We start from the raw sequence: 26,751 nt of genomic DNA, 5'->3' as shown, positions 1-26,751 counted from the left end.
ATTGATTCGTCAGTTTTGAAGACCAATAGCCAATCATCAACCTCATGTTACTTTACAAACGCATTCCGCTTACCTTTCTGTTGCGGAATATTCGCCGGGAGGCCCTCCTGGTATTTCTGTTCGCCAATCTGGTCGTGTTTGCTAAAATGTTGTTTCACCTGCGCTATCTCACCATTCCGATTGCCATTCCGACCCTGTTGGGGACCTGCATTTCGTTGTTGCTGGCCTTTCGGACCAATCAGGCGTATGAGCGCTGGTGGGAAGCCCGCATCGTCTGGGGTGCCATCGTCAATGACAGCCGCAGCTTCATCCGACAGGTCCAGATGTTTTTGCCCGACGGCCCCAATCGCCAGCTTATGCTTCAGGCTTTTGTACAACGGCAGTGTGCCTGGTGTTTCGCGCTCGGCGATACCCTGCGAGGGCATCAGGTCGCCGAACGGCTGCGGCAATTTCTGCCCCCGGCTACGGTCGATGAACTCCTCACCAACGACAACATTCCGAATGCCCTGCTGGCCGACCACGGCATCGCCATTAGCCAACTTTACAAAAACGGCCAGATCTCGGATTTTCAGATGACGCACCTCAGTGCCACGCTCAACAACCTCACGGATTCGATGGGCCGCTGCGAGCGGATCAAAAACACGCCGTTTCCGCCTACCTATACCTTCAACATGCAGGTTTTTATTTACCTGTTTTCGGCCATTCTGCCCTTTTGTTTTGAGTCCGATCTGTATTACCTGGATGTACCGCTGGTGACGTTGATTTCCTGCGGATTCATGCTCATTGAAAAAAGCGCCATTCAGCTCCAGGACCCGTTTGAGAACAAACCGACCGACACACCGGTAACGACCATTGCCCGCACCATCGAAATCAACCTTAAAACAATGGCCGACTTTAAAGCAGTGCCCGAAAAAGTGCCGGCCTACGATTACTACGCAATGTAACCGATTAGAGCTTTTCGATTTTCCGGGGCAAGAACGCCATTCTTTAGCGGTGGGCCGCTGTCATGCCGCCCATCACCTGTTCCATGATCCGGATTTTGCCCCAGCGCGGCACTGTGCGCAGCGAATAGACCAGCATTTTGGTCAAAAAACCGGGCAGAACAGTTGTCTGACGCCCCAGTGCCCGTAGAATCGGCACCCCGACCTGCGACGGTTTCATGGCCATATTCATGGTCATCCCGGCGCGTTGTCCAAAACCGCTGGTCACCGGGCCAGGCGCGGCCGCCAGCACGTCCACCCCATTCGGCTTTAGTTCACGGGCGAGGGCTTCCGCCAGCGACTGTACGTAGGCTTTGGTGGCCGCATAATTGGCCGCGTAAGGCACCCCCTGAAAACCGACCATCGAACTGAGCAGGATAATCCCTCCCCGGCGGTTTTGCGCAAATCGACGGGCAAAATGATGGGTCAGGTGCAGAACGGCCCCGCAATTCACCCCGATCAGGTTTAGCTCGGTATCCAGATCCGACGTGACCAGCAGTCCAGAGGTTCCATACCCAGCGGAGGCCACCAGCAAGCCCACATCGACCTGATCGGTTGCTTCGAGCAAACGCTGCCGATCGGCCAGTTCGGCCATATCAGCCGGTACAGAGCGGACCTCAACGCCGTAATCAGCCCGCAAGCGTTGGGCAACCTGCTCAAGCCGGTCAGCCCGCCGGGCCGAAATCAGCAGATTTAAACCGGCATCGGCCAGTTGCTCGGCCAATTCCTGACCAATGCCGGAGGAGGCTCCGGTGACAACGGCCCATGAACCGTAGCGGTTTCGCAAACGGCTTTTCTCCCCTTCACGTAAAGTCATCATTTTCATGAATTTGCATTTTAATTGAATTTTGTCCAGACTTCGGTACGGCCAAAGAGCGAAACACCTACATAACCCCGGATGGAGAGATTTTTAGAATCTTTCAGGGTCAGTTTGCAGGAATAGGTTTTGCCTTCGCGCGGGTCATAGATGGTTCCATCCTCCCAACTGTTTTTTCCATTGAATACAAAATCGTTCAGAATCGTCAGCCCGATTAGCTCGCGGTTTCGTTTCGCCGGATCGGGGTTTTTCACATCCTTGTCCGGGCCGCCCGTTCCCCAGGTGATGCGTCCGAAATACGAGTTTCCCTGCCGGTAAATCCGGATCCGGCTGTCTTTCTGGGGTGCTACCCATTCCCCGATAATGGCATCCGACGGTGGCTGTGCTCCACCGCTTAAAACCGCCGTCAGCATCAGCAAAAGGACCAATACAAATCGTTTCATTGATCATTATTTTAAAATTGAACATTGTTCATAGTTATGGCAAAAAAAATTATAGTTTTTCCATTATTCTTAAAAATTCCTGGTAGGCATCCACGACCGCCGAAGTAGAGTAAGCGGGATCGACCCCTTTGATGCGCTGGCTGATTTCGAGACTACACAGGCCGTGCACCAGGCTCCAGATCATCAATGTCAGCGGCTCAAGCCGGTGTCCCGCAAAATGCCCTGCATTCATGCATTCCCGTACAGTTTGCCGTAAGCCGTTAAAAGTTGCTTCACCTTCCTTCCACTCCTCCTGATCCGTGTCCGCCAGAAACATCATCGGGGCTTTAATCGTAAACATCAGATCATACATATCCCGGTTTTCCAGGGCAAACTGGATGTAGACTCTTCCCATGGCCCGAAGCCGCTCCATTGGGTCGGAAACGTTAATCAGCACGGCAAATTTCTCGTTTAATTCCCCGAAGCCCTGCGAATGCAACGCGTGCAGAATTGCATTCTTGTCCTTAAAATATACATACACGGTTCCAACACTGTAATCGATAGAGTCGGCAATGTTCCGAATGGTGGTCTGTTCAATGCCTTTCTGTACAAAGAGCGTACGCGCTCCCTGTAAAATCAACGCCCGTAACTCTTCTTTTTCTCGTGCTTTTCGTTCGGCAATTCCCATGCTTTCAAATTATGCCACAATAATAATGAACTTTGTTCAAATAAAATACAAGCTAACAGTTTTTTTCTGGTCTTCTTCGTAGCTCCTGTGAAATCAACCGCACAGCCTTAGTCTTTAGGAAAGCTCCTCCTATACCATGTCGCCACATCTTGCCACACTATCGGCCAAAAAGCAGTATACTTGTTATCCGTTGCTTGTGCCGATCTATGAAGATTTCGTTTATTGCCCTTTTCTGGCTGCTCCCGGTTACGATCGGGTTCGGCCAATCCGACACCACCCGCCACTTCCCTTACCGGGTTCACAAAGCCTACGAACTGCCGGGCTCGGTTGCTATCCTGGGCGCTTCAACTTTCGGCTTCCGGGCCCTGGACCGCTATGCCCGTCTTGACGCCGATGAGGTGGGGAAACTCGACCCAACCCGTATCAACGCTTTCGACCGCCCGATCGCCTACCTGGACCCCGCCGGTTTTGAGCTGGCCCAAACCCGTTCCGACCGGTTTCTGAATCTGTCGATTGCTTCTCCCCTGCTTTTGTTACTGAGCAAAGACCTTCGCCGGAACGGCCTTGACCTGCTGACGCTGTACACTACGGCCCATGCCTTCAACAACTTGTTGTACTTTGGCACCACTTTCGCCGTTCGCCGGGCTCGCCCATTGGTTTACAATCCGGAAGTGCCCACCAGCGAGAAAACCGGAAACGCCCGAACGAACTCGTTTTATAGCGGGCACGTCTCCTTCAGTACCACGGCAACATTTTTTGGGGCCAAAATCCTGACCGATCACTACCGCATCCGGGGCTGGAAACGGGTGGCTATTTTCTCCGTGGCGGCCGTTCCTCCGGTCCTGGTGGGCATCAACCGGATGCAGGCAGGTAAACACTTTCGGACGGATGTGCTGACGGGATTTCTGGTTGGAGCGGCTTGTGGCATCGGAATCCCGGAGGTACACAAACGGCGGCAAAAACCGTCGTCCCTCAGTTTTCGACCCCTGATGGCTGTGAGCGGTCAGCGTGGCTTTTTAGTCACTTACACGTTCTGAAACCGGCTGGACCAACCGGCTGGGACGATTTCGGAGCCTTCTGGTATTGAAAAAAATCGCCGAACAATCACATAGGGTTTCTGAAAGAGAAAAAGGGACGGTAAAAAAACCGTCCCTAAAAACCTTACATCCTTTTACAAAACCGGGTTAAGCGCCGTTGCGAAAAGCTCTTTATCGGCCCAATGCCAGGCCAACTGGGTCCGTTGGCGGGTTTGGTTGGCTAAAGCGGTTTTACCCTGGGCCAACTGTGCTTTGTACAGCCCCGACAGCGCCCAGCCGTTGTTGGGTAATTCCTGCAAATCTTCCGCATAGATCCGCTCAGCTTCTGGCCACTGACGAGCTTTCAGCAGAACCGCCCCCAGATGATGCCGAACCGAGAAAAACCAGTCGGGCGGTTCGTTGTAATTCAATTGATCTTCGAGTGCCACGGCTTCTTTCAGCTGAGCGATGCTTCGGGATAGCTGGGATTCCTGCGCCAGGATTTCGGCATTCAATACCCGTCGGGCAATCTGAAGCAGCGAGGCCACGGAGTTCAACTCCCAGATCGTTACGGCTTCAAGCGCAGGATCTGCCGCCAGTCTTTCCAGGTATCTAAGCTCACTTTTTGCCTTTTCCAACTGGCTTTTTCCGACATAAGCCATCCCCCGGGCGTAGTGCCGCACGGCTGTCGGATAGGCCAGTCGGACGGTATCGGAGGCTGTCCAGGCCAGAATTTCGTCCCACTTCCGAAACTTCACGGCTACATAATAGGGTATCGTATAGTAGTGTTGCAGCGTACTCCAGCCGGATTCGTTCATTAGCTTCCACTTCGTATTTTCGGCCACTTTCCAGGCCGCTTTCAGCGCCCGCTCACTGTTGCCTTCCAGGGTAGCCGTTGCCGCCAGGAAATGAAAGTTATGCGGATACAGCGCCAGCGGATAAGAGCCCTGCGCGTGGCAGGCCGCCAGGTAGGCGGTGTCGACCATCACCGCCCGTTCATTGGCCAGAGAGCCTTCGTGGTAATGGCCCGTCCGAATGTAAATGTGCGACGGCATATGAACGAGGTGCCCCGCGTTGGGAGCCAGCTTTCCCAGCACTTCTGCGCTTTTCAGTGCGCGCTGCGGTGTTTTAGATGCCTCAACGACGTGAATGTAGAAATGATGCAGGCCTGGATGCGCCGGTTTCCGGGCCAGCCAGCTTTCCAGTAAACCCACAATTTCGGGCGTCCAGGCCTTTGGTTGACCATTTTTCTCCCAAAGATCCCAGGGATGCAGGTCCATCAGTGACTCGGCATACCACGCGGCAATATCCACATCATCGGGAAACCGGCTGGCCACGGTTTTCATTGCCTTCGAATAAGCGCTATCGAACGGTTTTCGATCCGCCACGGGCTGGGCCGGATACCGCTTAGCCATCGCGTTAATCAGCATCCGCTCTCTTTCCGTCGCGTTCCGGGTGTACTGCAAGGCTTTCTGAATGGCCTCGTAGGCCCGCTCGTAGTTATCCGGCTCCATCCCGGCATTGTAGTTCGGCCCCAGCACGTAGGCAAATCCCCAATAGGCCATCGCGCAGGTTGAATCCTGACGAATTGCTTCGAAAAACGAGCGGGCCGCTTCGGCATGGTTGAATCCGTAGGCCAACATCAGCCCCTGGTCGAAATACCGCTGCGTTTCCGGATTCTTGGTCGTAATGGCATAATGAATCGTGCCTAACCCTTCAAACAAAGGGGCTTTCTGCCCGGAACTATACCAGGCTTTGTCGGTCGGTTCGGCCCGGCAGATGAGGTGCGATGGCCCGTGTTGTTCGTACCCTTCCTCCGGCTTCTGCGAACCGGAGCGGTTGGACTGGCAGGCCACCAGCCAGCCGAGGGCCATAATTCCCAAAAAACCGTATGCTTTCATGCGTACTAATGTAAGCCTTGATGATGATAATTGTGTAAGGCCTGATGGTGATAGTTGTTATGAGAGGGTCTCTGGGTGCGGTTTTCCGCAGGTTTACGGCCCGGAATCGGATCGTCAAGCAAGGCCAGGAAGTCAAGCAGGTCCTTTGCAAACTGTTCGGGATCTTCCCAGTGGACAGAATGCCCGGTGCCTGTATACGTGAGCCGTTTCGAACCTGCAATCACCGCGTTCAGTTTCTGCTGATCCTGTTCCACCGCAAATTGATCTCTGTCCCCCCAGACCAGAAGCGTGGGAATACGAATATGTTTGAGAGATTCGGTATAATCCGACTTTTGTATCCCTTCCATCACCTGTCGCCAAACGTAAGCGGGCAGTTTCATACTTTCCTGAACGGCCATCGCAAAAAACGTTTTCGATACCGGCCGAACCAGTGTACTTTGTTGAAAGTCACGAACAAAGGCGCTGTCGACAGGATCTTTTAAGGTCGCCACCAGCTGGCTCAGTTCATCAATAACCGGTTTTCGGTAGTCGGCAAAACTACCGACAAGCACCAGAGCCCGGCTTTTCTTCGGATACCGGGTCGCAAAACTCTGCGCGATGGTACCCCCCAACGAATGACCGACTATCGTAGCCTCCCGGATGCCCAGTTTGTTCATAAAAGCCGCAACATCATCGGCAAAATCGTCGGGATGATAACCCGATGCAGGCCGGGACGAATTACCATGGCCGCGCTGCGACAACACATAGGCATGAACCGAGCGGGGCAGATGAGCCAACACCCCTTCGTAGGAGTGCCACGAGTCGGAATACCCGTGCAAAAACACGACCGGAATGCCCGCAGCGCTGCCTTGTTCGACGTAGTCCAGTGTCAACTCATCGGAGATTTTCAGGCGCTTTTCAACCCAGGGCAACCGTTCGCCGATGGGTTTGGAGATGGCGGCCTGAACCGCCGGAATAAACAGGCAGATGGATACAAGAAGTAACCTTTTCATAAAAAAGTGGATTGTTTAGAAAATGGTATGGATAAAAAAGTCCTCCCGGATCACAAACGGGAGTTAGTCGGAAAGGAGGAATGCTGGCCGACGGGGCTGGGTAACGACACAGCTAATTAGCCCGGCATCGGTGGTTCACCGAGGAATGATTCGAAGTAAGCATGGTTCACGTATGTTGTTGTTTCTGTAAAAAAACCGTTGTCACCCGTCAGGTACAAACGGAGTGTACTACGTTGCTCACGGCGCTTTTTGCTACCGTTCACGAAGCAAAAGTAACAGGTTGTAAAAATGTGGCAATCCTTCCATCCGGACGACGGTTTAAAAGGCCGGATACAGACGCCCAAATTCAGAAATCAGCGTTTGAATTCAGCCGACCAATTTTCTGCCACCAACGAATAATCAACTTAGGATTAACAGGTTAGTCACACCCTTAGCCGCGCTCAAACCGCTTTCCATCACGATCCGACTGGCCAGGCAATCCGCAATTTGAAGCGGTCAAAGGCGGGATTCGGACAATCAGCGCGGGGTTTCATTCATCCCTTCGGATGGCCTTGCGCCACCCACTGCTTTTTTTGTAATTTACAACCGGCTCACCTCTTCCCATTTCATGCGCTGGCTCGCTTTCATTCGCCGAATTCTCCTCACAAGCGGTTTTTTGACCGGCCTGACCCTGGCCTGCGCGCAACGGTTTGCCAACCAGTCTTACGGCATTGGCGAAGGACTCGATAACGTTCGTACCTATTTCTTACAAACCGACCTCTCCGGCCGCATCTGGGTGGCTACCGACTGGGGACTCGATTTTTTCGACCGGGAACATCAGCTAATTAATTCCCGTAAACTCCCGCGTCTGCCCCAGGGGCTGATCAACGACCTGGCCGTTGGTCCCGACGGTTCTGTTTGGGTCGCCGGCAACAAGCTGTACCGGCTTCAGGTGCTATCGAACCTCGACCTGCGGGTGGATACAACCGGGGTGGGATACGCTCCGCATTTCAACCGCATCGGCACCTCCTTCCTGACCGTCGATCACCAGAACCGGGCCTGGTTTACCGGATCAGCCGACAAACCTTTTGTCGATCAGGGGCTTTGTTACCTTGAAAATGGCCGGATTCACGACCTGACCGCCCGCCTGTTTCCCAAGCAGCCCCCTCGTATTCTGGACCTGCGCGCCGACTGGCACCATCGGCGGGTATTGATTGCCATGAAAGACGGCACCCTCTGGCAATACCGGAATGGAACCATCAGCCGGATTCCGCTCGACGAACCTGTTCTTCGCATCCTGCAACGCCCCTCCCGTCAGCTCTACGCGCTCACCCGTTCGAGCCTGTACCGGCTGACCGGCCACGGGACCGATAAAGTCTACAAAATCCCACCAGCCCTGCAACAAGCCGAAGTTTATGCCCTCAGCGACCGGGAGGAAGTGGCGTTTCTCAACCTGCAAAAACACCTTTGCTGGTTTGACGGCCAGCGCCTGACCGACTCGGGCGTAAAAACCGCCCCGGTCCGCAGCCTGCTTTTCGACCGACAGGGCGACCTCTGGGCGGGAACAATCAAAGGAATTACGCGGGTGATGCGCGCTGGCTGGCGATTTTTCGACGAAGCGGGCGGCTGGTCGGAAGAAACCGTTTCGGCTACCGAAGACCGCCGGGGTACGCTCTGGTTTGCCACCCGGGGCCAGGGGCTGACCCGGCTGGCGAGGGATCGGATCGTGCCGGACAGTGCCTATTATCGCTCCCTGCCGACGAAAGATTTCATTGCCGCCACCAACCGGGATGCGGACGGTAATCTGATCTTTTCGACCGTGGGCGGCAAGGGCCTGCTGTGGTTTGATGGAAACCAGTATCGAATGCTACCGGGAAGTGCGCAGGGGACCAATATTCGCGGTTTTTACGATGATGTAGCCCAAAACCGGTATCTCTTTGCCACCAGCAAAAAGCTGTTGATTTACGATCGCCGAACTCTGAAGCTTAAGCAAAGCCTCGCGCTGCCATCGACGGGATATTATGACATCGAAAAAGACCGCTTCGGGCAATTCTGGCTGGGTGGACAGGAAAGCGCCGTCATCTGGGATGGGCATTCCGACCGCTTCAAAACCCTACCCTACGCCGGAAATCTGTCGGCCTGGATGATTTTTGATCTGCACCGCGACCCGCGCGGCAATCTCTGGCTGGCTACCGATCAGGGGCTGTGGCTCTATGATTACAAGCGTTTTCGACGGGTCTTGCCGCAACAATTGCAGCGGGTAGTCAATTTCTGTCAGCCTCTCGAATCATCTTTTCTGATGCTAGGGGCGATTGAAGGGCTGTATGTGCTGGATGTAAGGCGGTTTTATGAGAAAGGCGAAGAATGGGTAGCCTGGTTCGACCAGAAGAACGGGTTCGGCGGACAATGTATCTCGCACGGCTGTTTTCGCGACCGCCAGCAACGGTGGTGGCTCCCAACCCACGACCGGATCATGATGATTCCTGAAGCCGATCTGAAAAAACTTCTGGTGTCCGTGCCCACCGGAATCCATTCCTTCCGGGATGCCCGGACGGGTCGGGTTTATAAGGATCATCTGGACGAACTACGCTTCAATTCGGACCAGAACCACCTGGAAATCAACTTCTGGGAGCCTAGTGGTCAGCACTTATTTGCCAACACTGTTTACCGCTACCGACTCGAACGGCTCGACGATCCGCAACCCGACGCCGACTGGTCAGACCCGGTTCAGAACAGTACGCTTTCGTTCAAAAACCTGTCGGACGGCACCTACCGGCTTACCTTGCAGATTCTGCGTGCGAACGGTCTCTGGCACGCCCGGCCTGTCGTCCAGGTGTTCCAGATTGCTCCGCCCTGGTGGGCTACGGGCTGGTTTCGGACGCTGGTTATTCTGGTCCTGGCCGGGGGAATTTTCGCGATCATTTTACGGCAGTTTCGCGCGCAGGCCCGCCGGGAACGCGAGATTCTGGAAGCCAAACAACGGGTTACCGAACTGGAACTGGAAGCGGCCTACCGCCAGAACCTGGAAGTTCGAATGAGTCAGGAACTGGCCGAAGCCAGCCGGGAACGGGCCCTGCTGGAGGTTCGGGCCATCACCAACCAGATCGACCCCCATTTCGTTTCCAATTTCCTGACAGCGGTTCAGTCGATGCTTTACAGGCAGGAGTCCGAATTGGTCGTGCGGTATCTTGCCAAATTCGGCAGCATTTTCCGGCATAAACTCCTGAGTCGCAGCCAGGTGTTCTGGTCGTTGGGCGAGGAACTGGATTTCGTCGGCAATTACCTGGAACTGGAAAAGGTACGATTCCGGCAACGCATTCAATCTACCACGGAGATTGAACCCGGCGTCCCGCTGGACACGATCATTCCGAAAATGTTGATTCAGGGGTATGTTTCCAATGCCATCAAGCACGGATTGGAGAATAAACCGGAAGGCGGGACGGTCCGGATTCGGATTGGGACCACCGAACGACACCTGCGCATTGTGGTCGAAGACGATGGGGTCGGCCTGGAAAAAGCCCGGCATTACCGCCGTCGCTCCACCGGTCGTGGATTAGCCATCAACCAGGCCCTGTTTGACCAACTGAACCAGTACAATAGCCTGAAAAGCCGTCAGTACTGTACCGATTTGAACGAAAACGGTCAAATTGGCGTACGGGTCGAGGCTTTTCTCCCTCTTTACCCCGCTCTGCCCCCGGAAGAATTAGTTACTGATGCAAATGCCTGATACCATGACCAAGAAAATGCTGAAGGCGAAAGCCGTCCTGATCGATGATGAATTTTTTGTCCGGGAAACCCTCCGCAGCATGCTCGAAACGCTGCCCTATTTGGAGGTGGTGGGCGAAGCCGACGATGTCCGAACGGGTCTGGACGTCATTGCTACCCGGGAACCTGACCTGATTTTGCTGGACATCAAGATGCCGGTGCTGAGTGGTTTCGACCTGCTGGACGAACTGACCCGCCAGCAGCAATCGTACGGGGTGATTTTTGTATCGGGCTACCCCGACGAAGCATTAATGGCGGTTCAGAAAGCTGCTCCTCACCTCCATTCCGATTTTGTGGTCAAGCCCATCGATCCGGTGGTCTTGAAAGAAAAAGTGGCGGTTTTTTACCAGAAATGGAGCATCCAGAAAGAACAGGAAGCTGAACTGATGGCCGGTCTGGAAACCGGTATGGGCCCACGGGGCGACGAGGCATCCGGTCTGCTGCTTTTTCAAAACTCCCAGGTGTTCCATTGCATCGACCGCAGCGACATCCTCTATTGCGAGTCGGCCAACCGGCAAATCAATGTCTATTGCTCCCAGTTTGATCACCTCAACATTCCCAACGTCACCCTAGACGGTCTGGAAAAAATGCTGCCCTCCCAGGAATTTATCCGCATTGGCAAGAGCCATATTCTTCATAAAGGTTCCATCCGTTTTCTCCAGAAAGGCAATCGCCCCCGCTGCATTCTGGCCCGAAATGGCCGGGTTATTGACGTGCAGCTCTACGCCAGCAATGTGGAAAAAGTGGAGCAGAGCTATTTGTCGCCCTCTGTGTAGATCAATAATAAGACTTTCTCAACGTACCCGGCACCTGAACTGGTCAACCGGACTGAAATTAACCTGTCAATACGGTTTTGTTGGCGACAACCGGTGGTCTTTCGTATCTTTTGGCCCGATTGTCAACCGTCCAAAACCGTTCATGCGGTACCTCCTGCCCGTTCTTCTCCTGCTGCTTTCCCCGGCGCTCTTTGCGCAACCGGGCGGGGCCGGGCTGGGGTCTTTCCGGCTGGGCACGACAACCCCGGATTCACTTCACACCCCGGACTTTCACGAATTGGAGACGCCCGTCGTAGCCGGAACACTGGCGTTGCCCTGTGACCAAATTCGGTTGTTCAAAGCCGACAGCCTCCGGGTGGAAGGCATCTGGCTGACCGATCTTTTCCTTGTTTTCCACGATTACCGGCTCTATCGAATAACCGCCACCTATTCCGACGCGCTCCGGACGCTCTTCGTCAGTCAGCACGGACTGGGGCAGCGCCTGCCCGAGCGTTCACTTTCCCCATGCAGCACCCGGCCCGATAACCGCCTGATTCTGACAACCAACCACTGGCAATTTGGCAAAGACCGGGCCCTAGCAGTTCAGGCCCGGGGAATCAGTGCCCGTTGTCAACCCGAAAAAACCGCCCGCCTGACGATTGTCCGGCTTCCGATTGCTGCCCTCACCTCGGAATGCGACCTGGATTTCCTCGACCCCTACCTGGACCGCGATGCGGTCAGACAATGATCGCGCTACTCCCCGCGCCGTTCACCTTTCCGATCAAAAATCGATATACGTCCGAAGAGCAGCTGGGCCGAGTGGCCTAAAAAGATCCATTTGCTACAGCCTGTTATTGCTGAAGTACCCGATCGGCCTGGATTCAGTTTTCGAGGCTTTTTTCTTCAACCCGTGACCAAATGCCTGACTTATCGTCTCAACAATCTGTCCCGTAAATCTCATGCTAGCATTTATTAACGATCATCTGTCTTTACCGCGTCCTGTCGGTCACCTTGTCACGGCCCGTATTGAGAGTCCGGTGGTCAAAACCGCCTTTGTCACCCTTCTCCTGATTCTGACATTTCCCTATTTCGATTTTGTTCACATTCCGTCGGCCGACATCGACAATTCCTGGCGCATCGCCCTGGAACTGATTCAGGAAAAGAACCTGCTCTGGGGTGAAGACATCGTTTTTACGTACGGTCCGCTGGGGCGCTGGCTACAACGTTACATCATTACGACCAGCCCGCTGGAGCTTTTCCTGGTCGATTCCTTTTTTGCCCTCAACCTGGGTTTCGTATTATACGGCTTTTTACCCAAACCACTTAAAATCTGGCACTTGCCCGTTTACTTTGCGTTCTGGGCGATCATTAACGGCATGCACGGCGAATGGATGCATTTTACCTGGTTCTACCTGGTTGTTTTCTGGGGCCTTCGGTTTTTGGCGCAACCTTCCCCCACTATTCGATTGCTTTGTTACCTAACTATTGTGTGTACCACCAATTTTTTTATGAAAGTTAATTTCGGACTGATTGCCGTTGTGTATGTTTTTTCGGTCCTGCTGGTGGCTTTTTTTATCCGACAAATGAATCTCCGTCAACTGCTGGCATCGATGGCCTTGCTGTGCCTGTTGCTGGTCACCGGCGCAAATTGGTTACAAACCGACCTGATCCAGTACGTCGTTTCCAGCTTACAGGTGATTCAGGGTTACAACGAATCACAGGCGCTGTATCCGCAGGACCAGATGAGACTGGTCCTGCTTTCCTATGGAACGTTTATACTGGTGTTGCTGGCACTGACGGTCTATTTCATCAAAGCCAGGCCCATTCAAAAACCGCTAAACCCCGATCAATGCCGGTCGCTTTTCCTCCTGGGCTGGACGACCGCCTTGTGCTTCATCCTGCTCAAATACGCTTTTACCCGCGCCGATGCCGGACACATTACCGCATTTGTCAAACAGACGTCGCTGCTCTTTCTGCTGACGGTCGTGTATGGCCGGGAAGCGTGGCTGCGGAATACTTTTCTGACCTTTCTGCTGTTGAATTGCACCGCTTACCTCGTGTTTTACAGACCGGTTTTTGGCTCCATTCCCGTCAATTACACCACAATGTTTTCTCAGAAACTGCAGTTGATTACGCATTACCTCCACGGAGCTGCCACCCAACAATACCCGGTTTTTGTGCCGACAATTCCGGCCCCGATCCGAAACCGCATCGGTCGGCAATCGGTGGATATGATCCCGAACGACATTGCCGAAGTGTACTTGAACGGACTCAACTACTCCCCCCGCCCGACCATTCAGTCGTACCAGGCTTACAATGCATATCTGGACGGGAAAAACCGGGCGCATTATCTCTCTTCCAATGCGCCCGAGTGGGTGATTTACCGCTACGAATCGATCGATGGCAAGTACCCGCTGGCCGACGAAACCCAAACCCTGCTGGCGGTTTTGCAACGCTATCAGGTGGCCTACCAGACGCCCCGGCAGCTTTACCTTCGGAAAACCGGTCGCACCCGGCCATTGAGGTTGGTACGGAAAAAAACCGTCTTCGTCCGGCTGGGCGAAACGCTACCGTTAGCAACTACCGACTCGCTGCTGCACATCGTCTACGCCAAACCGGCTTACTCCTTCTCCGGAAAATTGATAAACCTGTTATTTCAGCCTCCGCAGCTTTTCATCACGCTCCGGGCCGAAGACCATACGGGGGTGCGCTACCGGGCGGTGCCTTCGTTGCTGGAAAAAGGGTTGCTGGTCAATGGGCGGGTAGACAACCTGGCCGACGCCCGGAATTTTCTGAACACGCAGCAGGTACCTACCAAGCGTCTGACCGGGCTCAGCTTCGAGCCGTCGGACCGGTGGCCGGGCGGTTTTGAGCCCACCGTGGCGGTAACGATTCGGTCGTATCGGCTGGAGTAGGCAGGTTACTGGCGGGATCGTCGGCCAGGAATGCCCGGTTGCAGCAGCGCTGGAGACTGCCGTAAAAACCGTCTTCTGAATGCGCCAGCAACGCGTTCAGGGGCGTAGAAGCTTCTTTTTTCGGCGGAAAGCCGATCAGGCCAGAATGCACGAGGGTCGTTTTCATGGAACGTTCGATTCAGGTTGACCGCTGTCTCACGGTGTAAAAGGGTGACGTACAGCTTCGGCATCGGGGCGTTTCGGAGTTGGGTGTGACAAGTGTTGGGCGATCCGGTTTCTTCATTCTGAACGAAAACCAACCCGGCTTTCGGACGACCCAACGGGCGGGTGTCGAGAAAAAACCGGATTGTCGCGACATTCGAACAGAACCGGGACCTTCCGGCCCAAAGGTACGGCAAGGTTTGGAACCAAAATCCTAAAGTTTGTTAAGATGGGCGGTTTTCGAGGGAATGGTTTTTTTGGGGGGCTAGGGTGCTGGTGAGGATTGAAGCCAAACACAGGACGTTTCCAAGACCGATTGCAAAACCTATTTTAGGTTAATCAAATTTTCCAAGAGAGAGCCAAATCCGTTAGTAAGGCATTATCTTCGAAAAATACAACGCACTTACTTTTTAAACATTGTTTTTAAAGCTTTCTATTCTCTCTTTTAGTTGGCTGGAAAGAAGTATCACATTCAGTGATCCTGTTTTTACCATACGGTCAATTAAACTATATTGAAAAAAGTCGTAGTTTTCACTGTTTAAGTCTGCTTTGAATTTCAAAAACCTTTCATCATCCAGTTCTTCTAAAAGCTTTAGACTATCAAACATCAAAATTCCGCTTTCCAGTGCATCACTTAATTGAGTCAACAGACTCGATTTGTACTTTTCAAAATATGCACTATGAGTTTGAATTATCTCAAACAGATTTAAAAGGCTTGATATAGAATTAAAAAGCTCTTTTAAAGAACGATATAAATCATCATTTTTCCTGTGAATCGACGCTTTTGAAAGTCTATGTGAAGTAGCTTCGATCTGAACTAACACCTGTAGAGCGATCAATTCCTCTCTTCCTTCCTTTATTTTCTGGTCACTTTCCGTAATACTATTACTGAGGTCTATACTTAACCGACGAATCTCGTTTTGAAAAAGATTATTTAATTGAGTAAACCTGCGATTTATAAAAGCGTATGATATTAGGCCAGCTCCACCCACTATGAAGGCCAATAAAAATTCGTAGTGAGTAGCTTGCCGATCAAGTGCTGTAGCATAGAAATTCTCCTGAGCTACATATTTCAAAAGGTCCCCATTCAACTTTCGATTCTCACGGCTTAAGGAGTTATTCAGTTTCGTGCTCCCCTCCAACTTTTTTAAGGTCAACTCAAGCTGCTGAGCACTAATTTTTACCGAGTCAGTTTTTGCCTTGGGGAGAATTTGGGCTAAACCTAGGAAAGGAAATACAATCGAAAATATCAGTAATAATCTTTTCATAGAACGGTGGTACTAATCACGAAATCAATTATTGATGAGGCTAAAAAACTGCTCCCGGCTTATATCAAGTGCCCGTAAAGCGTTCTTTACGATAAATTCCGGAACCGGGTCGATGTGCGTTTGAAGGGTAATGGGCCGGGTCAGCCCCGGGCGGTGCCAGTATTCATGTCCCCCCCGGCTGCGCTGGCATTCACAGCCTGCTTTCTGAAGAAAATAACGGAATAGGGCCAGCGAGATGTTGCTGAGTTTTTGGGTGCTCATCCTTAAGCAGCCAATGCCCGGGAAGACCGGTTGTTCAAGATAAGATAAAGCGTCCGATCCACCTTCTGATAGGGTCGGCTCAGGATGGTTTCGGCAAAGTCCGGATACAGTTGTAGCAGTCGCTCCAGGCCAGGGGGTGTTAGACGCTGACGATCTTCATCCACCTGCCAACCATACCGGCGAAGGTCATCGGCCAAGGTTTGATTTTCAGCGGTATACGTCAAGTATTCTTCCAATGCCAACTCAAAGCTCTGCCAGGCTTCGGTCTCGGTATACCCATAACCGTATAAGTCCAGTGCCGGAGCGTAGATAGCCTGGGTGTTCTCGGTGATGTACGAATAGACGGCAATCCGAACCGAAATTCCTTCGGGCAGTTTGCCAATTTGTGAAGTGGTTTTAGAAGCCATATGAAACTTGTCCATTTAATATTAGCTATCCGAATATAAAATCTCAGTCTATCATTCAAAATTTTATAATAAGGTTAAATAAAAAATGCAGACAAAACTACCTTATGAATCCAGTACCTTTCAAACAAGCAAATCATTAGTTCCTTTACATAAAAAATCTTATACTAGACAATTATAAGCATTTAAAATAGTAAATATAAGTTTAAAGCTTGGGTTTATTTCCAATGAAAAATTCAATGGTATTTGTTGGAAAGGTTTGCCCCATTCCAACACCAATATTTGGATTTTGATCTATACTAAAATCAATATTTGCATTATGAAGAGCTCGGGCTAAAGCTACAGCGTGTGCAGGAGGATTGTTCTTATCTTTTACTGTGATTCTTATTCCGGCACTTCCGTAACCAGTAGTGTTTACAGCAAACATGTCTCTTTCATCTATTCTCCAACCAGCCGCTTTTATAGTGTTTAATATTTCATTAATATGGTTATACGTTTCATCATCTGTTGCACCTAACATATACTGAATAGGTCCTTGTGGTGAATTACGCAAAACATTTATTATCTTAGCCTTTTGTTCTTTTGTTAATACTCTCGGTTCCTGTCTTTTTTTTACTTCATCTACTTTTTGCTGTAATGCTAACTCTGCTTCAACCTGTTTTCGCTTTGCATCGGATAAATCTTTTTGGGTTTCTGCCAATGCTTTTTGAACTTCTTTAGATTCTATGCTTAGCTTCTTTTGTTCAAGTCTTGCTTCTTCAGCAATGGCCTGAGCAGTAGCTGTTCTTGTGTTTGCCTCTGCTATTTTTTGATCTGAAAGTTGTTTTTCTCGTATTGCAAGTTTGTCTTTAGCTTCATTTAAGCGAACACTTAAGCGATTAGCTATAAAACCTAGAAAAAAAGTTAAAGCTAATAGCACAACAGAAATTATATTAAGTATATTATTCCATTTATCTAGTTTTTGAACCTTAGAGGTAAGGGCTACAATTTCATCAGGGTCAAGCATTTTCTTTACAATTTCACAATTGCTATCTAATTTTTTGTTTGATAAATATACACCTTTTTAAAAGATCAAACCAAAAGACACAAAAACGCCCTGACAACTGGCGTCATCAGGGCGTTTCAGCAGAGGGAGAGGGATTCGAACCCCCGGACCTGTTACAGTCAACAGTTTTCAAGACTGCCGCGATCGACCACTCCGCCATCCCTCTATTGGTCACTAATGTGGCTGCAAAAGTAAGACGGTTTTTTAATTTTGTCAACCCTCCCGCAAAAAAACCGCTTTTTTTCTGCCAATCCCCTAACTTGCCTCCCGAAACAAACCGGGCCTTTGCCCGTTCGTACGGTATATGTGGCAGGAAGAAAATAACCAGCTTACCCGAACCTTCACGTTCCGGGATTTCAGCGAAGCCTTCGCGTTCATGACCCGCGTGGCCCTCATCGCCGAAAAAATGGACCACCACCCCGCGTGGACCAACGTCTACAACAAAGTCACCCTCCAACTCAGCACCCACGACGCGGGCGATACGGTGACGGAAAAAGACCGCAAGCTGGCGGAAGCAATCAACCAAATTATGAATGATGAATTATGAATGATGAATTATAGCGCTGCGTCAGCCTATTCATCGTTCATCATTCATAACTCATCATTCAAACCATGAAGCTCTACCTCGTCCCAACGCCCATCGGGAACTTAGATGACATTACGCTGCGGGCGGTGAATGTGCTCAAATCCGTGGACGGTATTCTGGCGGAAGATACCCGCACGTCGGGCATTCTGCTCAAACACCTCCAGATCAGCAAACCGCTCCACAGCTACCACATTTTCAATGAACACCAGACCGTGCAGCGCGTGGTGGCCCAACTGAAAGCGGGCAAAACGCTGGCGCTGGTGTCGGATGCCGGAACACCCGCCATCTCCGACCCCGGTTTCCTGCTCGTGCGCGAGTGCCTGAAAAACGACATTCCGGTGGAGTGTTTGCCGGGGGCCACGGCCTTTGTGCCCGCCCTGGTCAACTCCGGCCTGCCCGCCGACCGGTTTACGTTCGAGGGCTTTCTGCCCCATAAAAAAGGCCGCCAGACCCGACTAACCGAACTGGCCGACGAAAACCGTACGATGATTTTCTACGAATCGCCCCACCGGCTGCTGAAAACCCTGACGCAGTTTGCCGAAGTTTTCGGCCCCGACCGGCCCGCCAGCGTCTCGCGGGAACTCACCAAATTATTTGAAGAAACCGTCCGGGGTTCAATCCAGGAAATAATTGCGTATTTTGCCGAAAAAACGATCAAAGGTGAAATTGTCATTGTTGTTCAGGGCAAATAGCAAAGGACTCCTCCGAGCCCTCTTCGTTATTCAATATTCGTTATTCGTTATTCAGTTTTCCCCCGCCCAAACCCTCTCCCCCCAGGCCAAAATCAGCCTGATCACCGTCTCGCCGGGCGACGAACTCTATTCGTCTTTCGGTCACACGGCATTTTGGGTCAGCGACCCCCTGTACGGTGTCGACAAGGTGTATAACTACGGAACCTTCGACTTCCGGACGGGCAACTTCTACGTCAAGTTTCTGCGTGGCACACTGCCGTACTATGTTTCGGTGTATCCGATGCCGAACCAGCTATACGCAGCCCAACGCGAAAACCGTAGCGTCAAAGAGCAGGTGTTAAATCTGTCGGTGGCTCAGCGGCAACGGCTGTACGACCTGCTTGAAACCAACGCCCTTCCCCAAAACCGCGAATACCGCTATAAATTTTACTACGACAACTGCGCCACCCGGCCCCGCGACATGCTCGTGAAAGCCTGCGGTGACAGCCTGCGGTACGGCAATGTGGTCGACTCCACCCGTTCGTATCGCGACTGGATGAACGATTACCTGACCCGGCATCCCTGGTCGCGGATGGGCATGAACCTGGGCATTGGCTACCCGGCCGACGAAACCGCTTCGTCCTGGCAGGCCATGTACCTGCCCGAAAACCTGTTCATCGAGGCCGAACGGGCGCAGCTTCAAACGCCCGAAGGCCGCCCCACTCCGCTGGTTGCTAACACCTTGTTTCTGTTCCGGGCCGTGACGGCCGAGGAAACCAACGCCTTTCTGACGTACCTAGTGTCGCCGGATTTCCTCTTTGCGGTATTGCTGGTGGCGGTTTTCCTGATCACCCGGCGGCAACAACGGCGCGGACAGCGCGGTTTCTGGCTCGACCGTTGGCTGTTTGGCTTTTCAGGCTTCTGGGGTTGGTTTCTGGTCTTTCTCTGGTTCGGCACCGACCACGGCGTAACGGCCTGGAATCCGGCGCTGCTGTTTATGATGCCGCTGCACCTGCCGCTGATTTTCTGGATAACCCGGCAAACGAATTCACAAACCATCCGTACCTATTTCCTGTTGACGATGGTAGGCCTGATCGCCTTTTTTCTGTACGCGTTTTACCAGGACTACCTTTACGGTTTTATATTCTTTTTGTTAACCTTACTGTACCGCGCTTTTTACCAGTACCGGTTCGCAGCCAACCAAACCGCTCAGCCAACCCATGCCCGATCCTAATTTGGCCCAAATCAGCCAGCAAATCAGTGAAATCGCCCGGACCACCGGCGCCTTCATCCGCCAGGAAAGCCTGCTGTTTTCGCGCGAACGAATTGAATACAAGGATGTAAACAACCTGGTTTCGTACGTCGACAAGGAAGCCGAAAAGCAGATTGTAGATGCCTTGCAGCAACTGCTGCCCGAAGCCGGATTCATTACCGAAGAAGGAACCGTTGGTCAAACCGACAACCGTTCGGGCCTGAACTGGATCATCGATCCGCTCGATGGCACAGCCAACTTCATACACGGCCTGCCGGTTTTTTCGGTGAGCATTGGTCTGGTGGAAGGAAAAACACCGCTGGCGGGCGTGGTTTACGACATCAGCCGTGACGAGTGTTTCTCGGCCAGCGCGGGCGGTGGCGCCTGGTGTTCGCGCACCGGCGGACCGCCCGAACGCATCCGGGTATCGCCGGCCACCAGCCTCGGCGAAAGCATGGTGGCCACCGGCTTTCCGTACCGCATTCTGGACCGGCTTGATCGCTATCTGGCCATTTTTGCAACCCTGATTCAACGCACGCACGGTATTCGCCGGATGGGATCGGCTGCCATCGACCTGGCCTACGTAGCCTGCGGCCGGTTTGAAGCCTATTACGAATTCAACCTTAACTCCTGGGACATGGCCGCCGGGGTGCTGCTGGTGCAGGAAGCGGGCGGAACCGTCACGGACTTTACCGGGGGCGATGAGTTTCTGTTCCGGGGTGATATCCTGGCCGGATGCGCTATGCAGCCCGAGTTACTGGCCGTTATCGAAGAATACTGGAACAACGACGGCCCGCTGCCGGTTCGGTAGGCAACAAAATAGGTTTTTCGGGTTTCCAGTTCGCTATTCAGTGTTCTTTATTTGGTGTTCGTTATTCGATATTTGAATAGCGAATAACGAACACCGAATAACGAACACCGAATAATGACCCCTAACGCACTGTAGATATGACTGAACACGAAGATCTCCGCTACCCGATTGGCCGGTTTACCTACGGACAAACGTATACCTCCGAGCAATCGAAGGAACACATTGCTGCCATTGCCATCATGCCCCACAACCTGACGGAGTTGGTGGGCAAATGGGGCGACAGCCGACTCGACACGCCTTACCGCCCCGGTGGCTGGACCGTCCGGCAGGTGGTCCATCACGTTGTCGATAGCCACATCAATGCTTTCGTCCGGACAAAACTGGCGCTGACCGAAAACATTCCGACCATCAAACCGTACGACGAAGCCGCCTGGGCCGAACTACCCGACTATCAGCTTTCGATCGCGCCCTCACTGGTCATTCTGAGCAATCTGCACCAGCGCTGGGTAACCGTCCTGGATGCACTTACCGAAGACCAATTACAACGAACGTATTTCCACCCCGAAAGCCACAAAGAGTTCACGTTGGCCGAAGTAATCGCCAACTACGCCTGGCACGGCGAACACCACTACCAGCACGTGTATCAGCTAGCGTTACGGAACCAATGGATTTAGTTAGGAGTTAAGAGTTATGAATTAAGAGTTAAGAGTTGGCTGACGCATTCTACTACTGCGGAGCAACTCTTAACTCTTCACTCTTAATTCTTAACTCTAATGCAAGGCTTGGTGATTGGTTTGCTTTTTCTGGTGGCTTTGGGCTATTTGGGCTGGCGGGCGTGGAAAAGTTTTGCGGGGAAAAAGGCCGGGTGTGCCAAAGGATGCGGGTGCAGCACTGACCCCAAAATCACTTCTGCCAACAAATCAGGGCGGTTACCGGTTTAGTACTTCGTACAACCGTATCCTGGCCCAACCATGCAAACGAGTGACCCCGAGCCCAGTCGGCTCCCCTATTCTCTATTCATTACGACCATCCTGGCATTGTTACTGGCCGGACTGAGTTCCTGCAAAAAGGTCAAACCCGAACCACCAGCCGCCCGCAATTTCGACGACTCGCTCCGCGCCGACAGTTCCTATCTCAGTGCGCCCATCATCTTCGAACTCGATGAACTGGAAGAAAAAATCAACAAGGCCCTCGGCGTTGTGCTGGTCGATAACAAAACCCTTAAAAACGGAAAACTGCGTCCGTTAAACCTCCGAATTGAGCGAACGGGGCCGATTCGGCTGGCCTTCGACGGTAAAAAGCTAACGTTCAATGCTTCCCTTAAAATCTGGATCAACAGTCCGTTACGACTTCGTAAGAACCCCAGAGACACGACAAACCGGGTGTTCAGCGCCCTGGAAGTCCGGTTTAACAGCCCGCTCCGAGTTCGAGACGACTGGCGGGTCGAAACCCGGGTCGAACTCGAACATTACCGCTGGATTACTGAACCCGAAATTAGGGTGCTGGGTATAGACATCCCCGTTACCAAGCTCGCCGACCGGATTCTGACCAAACACGAGAACGGGATTGAGAAAGCCATCGACCGGGCGGTTTTTTCCGAACTGCGGCTCGACCTGGAAATGGCCAAAATCTGGCGCGATATTCAGAAACCGCTCCTGATTAACCGCGCCTATGAACAAGTCTGGCTGCACCCCCGACCAACGGCCGTACAGGTGGCCCCCATTCGCGGAAACCCAAGGTCTATTCTGGTACCCATGCGAATCCGGCTCAGCATCGAATCCTTGTTTGGCCCAAAACCGGACTACGTGCTGAACAATAACCTTCCGCGCCTGGAACGGGTTAGCGTCTTACCGATGCTGTCGTATCTTAATCTGCTAAGCCGAATTCCGTATACCCAAATGAGTGCGGTGTTGAATACGTACCTGACTGGAAGGAAGTTTGATGTAGTCAATAACCTCGTCGATATCAAGCAGGTGAAAGTATACGGTGGAGAACACGCGCTGATTGTACAGACCGACATCAAAGGGGCCATTGGCGGAACGCTTTATTTCCGGGGCCGCCCGGCTTTTGACACCATCCGTAATGAACTGACCATCAAGAACATCGACTACGACATTGACACCGAACAATCGCTGGCCCGGGTGGCCGACTGGCTGCTGCACGATACGCTGAAGGACACGCTGCAATCGGCCCTGAAAATACCGCTCCAGGAACACATTACCCTGTTGCCAAACAAAATAGAACGGGCCTTTGCCCGCGCGAAAGTGGGCCGGAAAGCCCGAATCGACATTCCCAAATTCCAGTTGAATCCCCGGGCCATTGCCATCCGACCCGACGGTTTGCACGTTCTGTTGCATGCCGAAGCTGCCATGATGCTGGAAGTGACAAACCTTTAAAACCCCTTCCAGTCAGCGTGTGACGGTTTTCTGATCCAACGCCCGGACTTGGTGGAGGTATTCCGGCGGCAACAAAATCCGTTGCGTCAGCGCCCGCAATTGCAGCCGTTCCAGCAGTTTATACACCCACATCATTGAGGCTAAAACCGGCCGGTCCGGCAAGGTCAGCCGCTGCCGAACAGCCTGGGGTACCAGCAGCGACTGGGCCTGAAGCAACAAACCGTAGCGCCAGTCTCCGAGCTCTTCCCGGTAACGCTGGAAGAGTTTGTCCGTAAATTCACTGTGGGCCAAATCCCGGTCCAGGTGAATCTGGCGGTCGGTTTGCCAGTCTGCGTAGGTTTGGGGCAAATCCGGGACACCCATTCCCTCGCCGACCCGCAGAAAGGTGTCGAACAATTCACCCCGTTCCGGGTCGGTCAGCGGCCGGTGCAGCAGTTGGAAGGCTCGTTCTGAGTAATCGATCAGCATGTACAATACGTCGCGATACGCCCAATCCGGAATTTGATATCCCCGGCTTTTTTCGACTCCGCCGTGAATCGCCCGCATCCGGTTGATGGCGGACGTTGCTTTCTCGTAGGGCATGAACACGATTTCCTGGGCGTATTTTACCGTTGAGAATAGTCGACCAATCGGATCGGCGGGCAGTTTTCCGGTGTAAAACAACCAGTCTACCGCGCGGTTGACGGCAAATTCGGCGGCCCCACCCGCGAAAATCAGCAGGATCACGTCGGCATCTCCCCAAATCGTTCGAACTATCGACTTTTCTTCTACAAAGTAAAACATCTCAAAATCGGGTTACCCGTTGTTTTTTCTCTCAATATAACGCATCAACCAGCTAATCCGGTACCAATTGTTGCCCTTTCTTGTTTCCATGTTGTCTGCAATCCTTCCGTATTTAACACCCTGTCAGGGTCTGCGACCGCTGAAGGGGTTTACAGTTTCAGCACGGTGAATTCGACCCGGCGGTTTTGCTTTTTATTGGCTTCGTTGTCGTTGGGCGCGGCCGGGCGGGTGTCGCCGTAGCCCCGGTATTGCAGCCGGTTTTCGGCGATTCCGCGTTGAATCATGTAGTTGGTAATGACACGTGCCCGGTTTTCGGAGAGCGCCTGATTCAGCCGCCGGTCGCCCACGTTATCGGTGTGTCCGGCGATTTCAATGACCAGTTTGGGGTAGCGGTTGAGCGTGTTCAGCAGTTTGTCGAGCTGCGAGTAGGATTCTTTGCGGAGAACGTAGCTGCTCTGGTCGAAATAGACATTGTCGAGCCGAATTTTATCGTTTACTTTCAAATCGCGGAAAATACTGTCGGGTTCTGCGCTTTTGGGAGGAGCCGTTTTTTTCGGGACCGCTTTTTCCATCAGAGCCAGGTGCTCGTAGTTGGCACAGGAATCGCAGGGTACAAGCAGCACTTCCTCCATCGCGTAGTACCCTTTGGCGGTTGTCTGAATAATGAGCGTATCGGATTTTCCCAGCATAAACGAAAACGCCCGGCCCGGCGCGCTTTTTCCGCTAAACGTCTTTCGGGACAAAATCGCTTTGACCTCAAAATTCGCCGGGATTTCGGCCCGGCTCTGTTCATCAAGGGCTTTGATGGCAAAATCTGTTACGTGCCGCTTCACCAGCCGGGGCGACTGAGCCCGGACAGCAATCGATGAAAACATGATTAGCCAAACAAGTATGGTTACATAATGCATGAGTCTGAAAGGAAAAAGTTTACGGTTTTCAGTATTCGGTTTACAGTGCGCTTCCTCGCCGAAACCGACGCCCACCCCTGTTCTATCAAACCGTATACCGAAAAACCGTAAACCAATTAGTTGATCTTCAGAACCGCCATGAAGGCTTCCTGCGGAATTTCGACGTTCCCGACCTGGCGCATCCGCTTCTTCCCTTTCTTCTGCTTTTCGAGCAGTTTGCGTTTCCGGCTGATGTCACCGCCGTAACACTTCGCTAAAACGTCTTTCCGGAGCGCCTTCACGGTTTCGCGGGCGATGATTTTTTGCCCGATGGCCGCCTGAATAGCAATTTCAAATTGTTGACGGGGCAGCAGTTCGCGTAGTTTTTCGCAGAGTTTTTTGCCCCATTCGTAGGCTTTATCGCGGTGCACAATAGCCGAAAGTGCATCGACGCCCTCGCCATTCAGCATGATATCAAGCTTGACCATCGTCGATTCGCGGTTGCCGATAAACTCGTAATCGAGCGAGGCATAGCCACGCGAAATGGTTTTGAGCTTGTCGAAAAAATCAAACACCACTTCGGCCAGTGGCATTTCAAACTGGAGTTCGACGCGGTCGGCGGTTAGATAAACCTGGTTTTTGAACAGACTCCGTTTGTCCATGCACAGCCCGATGATGGCACCCACGTACTCGGCTTTGGTGATGATCTGTGCTTTGATGAACGGTTCTTCGATCCAGTCGATGCTGCTGGGATCGGGCATATCGGCCGGGGCGCTGACCTGCAATGTTTGGCCTTTTGTGGTGATGACTTCAAACCGAACCGAAGGTACCGTGGTGATTACGGTCATGTCGAACTCGCGTTCCAACCGTTCTTGCACGATTTCCATGTGCAGCATTCCGAGGAAGCCACAGCGGAACCCGAATCCCAGAGCCGCCGAGGTTTCCGGTTCCCAGACCAGCGAAGCATCGTTCAGTTGCAGCTTTTCCATCGCTTCCCGGAGTTCTTCAAACTCGCTGGTATCGACTGGGTAAATCCCCGCAAACACCATCGGTTTTACTTCCTCGAACCCCTGAATGGCCGACGAAGCCGGGTTTGCCAGGTGCGTGATGGTGTCCCCTACTTTAACTTCCTTGGCTACTTTAATCCCGGAAATCAGGTAGCCTACGTCGCCACATTCGATGACCTCTTTCGGCTCCTGGCTCAGCCGGAGCGTTCCGATTTCGTCGGCAAAATATTCCTTGCCGGTTGCCATGAACTTCACCTTGTCGCCCTTGCGAATCCGGCCGTTTTTGACCCGGAAAATAACTTCGATCCCGCGATACGAATTGAACTGGGAGTCGAAAATCAGGGCTTGCAATTCGCCGTCCGGATCGCCGGTCGGGGGCGGAATCCGCTCGACAATCGCGTTTAGAATGTCCTCAATGCCAATGCCTTCTTTGCCGCTGGCGGGAATGATTTCGTCGCGCTCGCAGCCGATCAGGTCCACCATCTCATCCTTTACCTCCTCCGGCATTGCCCCAGGCAAGTCAATCTTGTTCAAAACCGGGATGATCACCAGGTCGTTGTTCATCGCCAGGTACAGGTTCGAAATCGTCTGCGCTTCCGTTCCCTGAGAGGCATCGACGAGCAGCAACGCACCTTCGCAGGCAGCAATAGAACGCGATACTTCGTAGGAAAAGTCGACGTGGCCCGGCGTATCGATGAGGTTAAGCGTGTAGCGTTCGCCTTTGTAGAGGTAGTTCATCTGAATGGCGTGGCTCTTGATGGTGATCCCGCGCTCGCGCTCCAGGTCCATATCATCGAGCAACTGCGCCTGCATGTCGCGCTCCCCTACGGTTTTGGTAAACTCCAGCAATCGGTCGGCCAGGGTGCTTTTGCCGTGGTCGATGTGGGCAATAATGCAAAAATTACGAATATGCTTCACGCTGTGAAAACGGTTTCTATCTCGGTGTACT

The 26,751-nt window shown here is 52.5% G+C and carries 26 protein-coding genes and 1 tRNA gene; 13 read left to right on the top strand and 14 right to left on the bottom strand.

Annotated elements, in window-relative coordinates; all coding sequences use genetic code 11:
• Positions 1–44 precede the first annotated feature (44 nt).
• Positions 45–944 (top strand): bestrophin family protein, encoded by a 900-nt coding sequence (locus ACO2Q8_RS08515; protein WP_423344368.1) that lies wholly within the window; start codon positions 45–47, stop codon positions 942–944.
• 43 nt (positions 945–987) lie between these two features.
• On the opposite strand, the gene ACO2Q8_RS08510 is transcribed toward ACO2Q8_RS08515, so the two are convergent.
• The 3 genes from ACO2Q8_RS08510 to ACO2Q8_RS08500 are packed head-to-tail and all read right to left on the bottom strand — an operon-like array spanning position 988 to position 2,907.
• Entirely contained in the window at positions 988–1,800 is an 813-nt protein-coding gene (locus ACO2Q8_RS08510; RefSeq protein WP_423344367.1) for an SDR family NAD(P)-dependent oxidoreductase, read from the bottom strand.
• A 17-nt stretch (positions 1,801–1,817) separates the two neighbouring features.
• Positions 1,818–2,240, bottom strand: coding sequence for a DUF2147 domain-containing protein (locus tag ACO2Q8_RS08505; RefSeq protein ID WP_423344366.1), 423 nt, complete (start codon positions 2,238–2,240; stop codon positions 1,818–1,820).
• A gap of 49 nt (positions 2,241–2,289) precedes the next feature.
• Entirely contained in the window at positions 2,290–2,907 is a 618-nt protein-coding gene (locus ACO2Q8_RS08500) for a TetR/AcrR family transcriptional regulator (RefSeq protein ID WP_423344365.1), read from the bottom strand.
• Positions 2,908–3,113: 206 nt separating this feature from the next.
• On the opposite strand from ACO2Q8_RS08500, the gene ACO2Q8_RS08495 reads away from it, so the two are divergent.
• Positions 3,114–3,944 carry a phosphatase PAP2 family protein gene (locus ACO2Q8_RS08495; protein WP_423344364.1) on the top strand — a complete coding sequence of 277 codons (831 nt, stop codon included), beginning with the start codon at positions 3,114–3,116 and terminating at the stop codon, positions 3,942–3,944.
• A gap of 134 nt (positions 3,945–4,078) precedes the next feature.
• Here ACO2Q8_RS08495 and ACO2Q8_RS08490 read toward each other — a convergent pair whose 3' ends face one another.
• On the bottom strand, positions 4,079–5,824 hold the full coding sequence (locus tag ACO2Q8_RS08490) for a hypothetical protein (RefSeq protein ID WP_423344363.1): 1,746 nt from the start codon (positions 5,822–5,824) through the stop codon (positions 4,079–4,081).
• Between the two features lie 5 nt (positions 5,825–5,829).
• Positions 5,830–6,816, bottom strand: coding sequence for an alpha/beta fold hydrolase (locus tag ACO2Q8_RS08485; protein ID WP_423344362.1), 987 nt, complete (start codon positions 6,814–6,816; stop codon positions 5,830–5,832).
• 607 nt (positions 6,817–7,423) lie between these two features.
• Here ACO2Q8_RS08485 and ACO2Q8_RS08480 point away from each other — a divergent pair.
• The 4 genes from ACO2Q8_RS08480 (at position 7,424) to ACO2Q8_RS08465 (ending at position 14,230) form a co-directional block, all read left to right on the top strand.
• Positions 7,424–10,522: a histidine kinase gene (locus tag ACO2Q8_RS08480; RefSeq protein WP_423344361.1), complete on the top strand. Its 3,099-nt coding sequence runs from the start codon at positions 7,424–7,426 to the stop codon at positions 10,520–10,522.
• Positions 10,515–11,336, top strand: coding sequence for a LytR/AlgR family response regulator transcription factor (locus ACO2Q8_RS08475; RefSeq protein WP_423344360.1), 822 nt, complete (start codon positions 10,515–10,517; stop codon positions 11,334–11,336). The genes ACO2Q8_RS08480 and ACO2Q8_RS08475 overlap by 8 nt, the downstream gene beginning before the upstream one ends.
• 142 nt (positions 11,337–11,478) lie before the next feature.
• On the top strand, positions 11,479–12,063 hold the full coding sequence (locus tag ACO2Q8_RS08470; protein ID WP_423344359.1) for a hypothetical protein: 585 nt from the start codon (positions 11,479–11,481) through the stop codon (positions 12,061–12,063).
• Positions 12,064–12,274: 211 nt separating this feature from the next.
• Positions 12,275–14,230, top strand: a complete 1,956-nt coding sequence (locus ACO2Q8_RS08465; RefSeq protein ID WP_423344358.1) for a hypothetical protein — start codon at positions 12,275–12,277, stop codon at positions 14,228–14,230.
• Here ACO2Q8_RS08465 and ACO2Q8_RS08460 read toward each other — a convergent pair.
• The 6 genes from ACO2Q8_RS08460 to ACO2Q8_RS08435 form a co-directional block, all read right to left on the bottom strand.
• On the bottom strand, positions 14,148–14,396 hold the full coding sequence (locus tag ACO2Q8_RS08460; protein ID WP_423344357.1) for a hypothetical protein: 249 nt from the start codon (positions 14,394–14,396) through the stop codon (positions 14,148–14,150). The genes ACO2Q8_RS08465 and ACO2Q8_RS08460 overlap by 83 nt on opposite strands.
• 445 nt (positions 14,397–14,841) lie before the next feature.
• Positions 14,842–15,699, bottom strand: a complete 858-nt coding sequence (locus ACO2Q8_RS08455; RefSeq protein WP_423344356.1) for a hypothetical protein — start codon at positions 15,697–15,699, stop codon at positions 14,842–14,844.
• Between the two features lie 24 nt (positions 15,700–15,723).
• Positions 15,724–15,960: a type II toxin-antitoxin system HicA family toxin gene (locus tag ACO2Q8_RS08450; protein ID WP_423344355.1), complete on the bottom strand. Its 237-nt coding sequence runs from the start codon at positions 15,958–15,960 to the stop codon at positions 15,724–15,726.
• A gap of 2 nt (positions 15,961–15,962) precedes the next feature.
• Positions 15,963–16,367: a hypothetical protein gene (locus ACO2Q8_RS08445; protein ID WP_423344354.1), complete on the bottom strand. Its 405-nt coding sequence runs from the start codon at positions 16,365–16,367 to the stop codon at positions 15,963–15,965.
• A gap of 202 nt (positions 16,368–16,569) precedes the next feature.
• Positions 16,570–17,370 (bottom strand): hypothetical protein, encoded by an 801-nt coding sequence (locus ACO2Q8_RS08440; RefSeq protein ID WP_423344353.1) that lies wholly within the window; start codon positions 17,368–17,370, stop codon positions 16,570–16,572.
• 120 nt (positions 17,371–17,490) lie between these two features.
• Positions 17,491–17,575 (bottom strand) — tRNA-Ser (locus ACO2Q8_RS08435).
• Positions 17,576–17,713: 138 nt separating this feature from the next.
• Between ACO2Q8_RS08435 and ACO2Q8_RS08430 the strand changes: the two genes are divergently transcribed.
• The 7 genes from ACO2Q8_RS08430 (at position 17,714) to ACO2Q8_RS08400 (ending at position 23,125) form a co-directional block, all read left to right on the top strand.
• Complete coding sequence (locus ACO2Q8_RS08430; RefSeq protein ID WP_423344352.1) at positions 17,714–17,956, top strand: 4a-hydroxytetrahydrobiopterin dehydratase; 243 nt, start codon at positions 17,714–17,716, stop codon at positions 17,954–17,956.
• 65 nt (positions 17,957–18,021) lie between these two features.
• The gene (gene rsmI / locus ACO2Q8_RS08425; protein WP_423344351.1) at positions 18,022–18,687 is read left to right on the top strand and encodes a 16S rRNA (cytidine(1402)-2'-O)-methyltransferase; all 666 of its coding nucleotides are present in this window, start codon (positions 18,022–18,024) and stop codon (positions 18,685–18,687) included.
• A complete protein-coding gene (locus tag ACO2Q8_RS08420; protein ID WP_423344350.1) occupies positions 18,656–19,900 on the top strand; it encodes a DUF4105 domain-containing protein in 1,245 nt (414 codons plus the stop codon). The genes rsmI and ACO2Q8_RS08420 overlap by 32 nt, the downstream gene beginning before the upstream one ends.
• Positions 19,887–20,729 (top strand): inositol monophosphatase family protein, encoded by an 843-nt coding sequence (locus ACO2Q8_RS08415; RefSeq protein ID WP_423344349.1) that lies wholly within the window; start codon positions 19,887–19,889, stop codon positions 20,727–20,729. Before ACO2Q8_RS08420 ends, ACO2Q8_RS08415 begins: the two co-directional genes overlap by 14 nt.
• A 137-nt stretch (positions 20,730–20,866) precedes the next feature.
• On the top strand, positions 20,867–21,403 hold the full coding sequence (locus tag ACO2Q8_RS08410) for a YfiT family bacillithiol transferase (protein WP_423344348.1): 537 nt from the start codon (positions 20,867–20,869) through the stop codon (positions 21,401–21,403).
• A gap of 99 nt (positions 21,404–21,502) precedes the next feature.
• The gene (locus ACO2Q8_RS08405; RefSeq protein ID WP_423344347.1) at positions 21,503–21,670 is read left to right on the top strand and encodes a FeoB-associated Cys-rich membrane protein; all 168 of its coding nucleotides are present in this window, start codon (positions 21,503–21,505) and stop codon (positions 21,668–21,670) included.
• 30 nt (positions 21,671–21,700) lie between these two features.
• Positions 21,701–23,125 carry a DUF4403 family protein gene (locus ACO2Q8_RS08400; protein WP_423344346.1) on the top strand — a complete coding sequence of 475 codons (1,425 nt, stop codon included), beginning with the start codon at positions 21,701–21,703 and terminating at the stop codon, positions 23,123–23,125.
• Between the two features lie 12 nt (positions 23,126–23,137).
• Here the strand turns inward: ACO2Q8_RS08400 and ACO2Q8_RS08395 are convergent, their stop codons facing one another.
• From ACO2Q8_RS08395 to lepA, 3 genes are all read right to left on the bottom strand, one after another.
• Entirely contained in the window at positions 23,138–23,908 is a 771-nt protein-coding gene (locus ACO2Q8_RS08395; RefSeq protein WP_423344345.1) for an oxygenase MpaB family protein, read from the bottom strand.
• A 149-nt stretch (positions 23,909–24,057) separates the two neighbouring features.
• A complete protein-coding gene (locus tag ACO2Q8_RS08390; RefSeq protein ID WP_423344344.1) occupies positions 24,058–24,783 on the bottom strand; it encodes an OmpA family protein in 726 nt (241 codons plus the stop codon).
• 149 nt (positions 24,784–24,932) lie between these two features.
• Positions 24,933–26,720: a translation elongation factor 4 gene (lepA, locus tag ACO2Q8_RS08385; protein WP_423344343.1), complete on the bottom strand. Its 1,788-nt coding sequence runs from the start codon at positions 26,718–26,720 to the stop codon at positions 24,933–24,935.
• Between the last annotated feature and the right edge of the window lie 31 nt (positions 26,721–26,751).

It is taken from the genome of Larkinella sp. VNQ87 (genome assembly GCF_049445795.1).
Classification (GTDB): Bacteria; Bacteroidota; Bacteroidia; order Cytophagales; family Spirosomataceae; genus Larkinella.
This window is presented reverse-complemented; position numbering and strand designations above follow the sequence as displayed.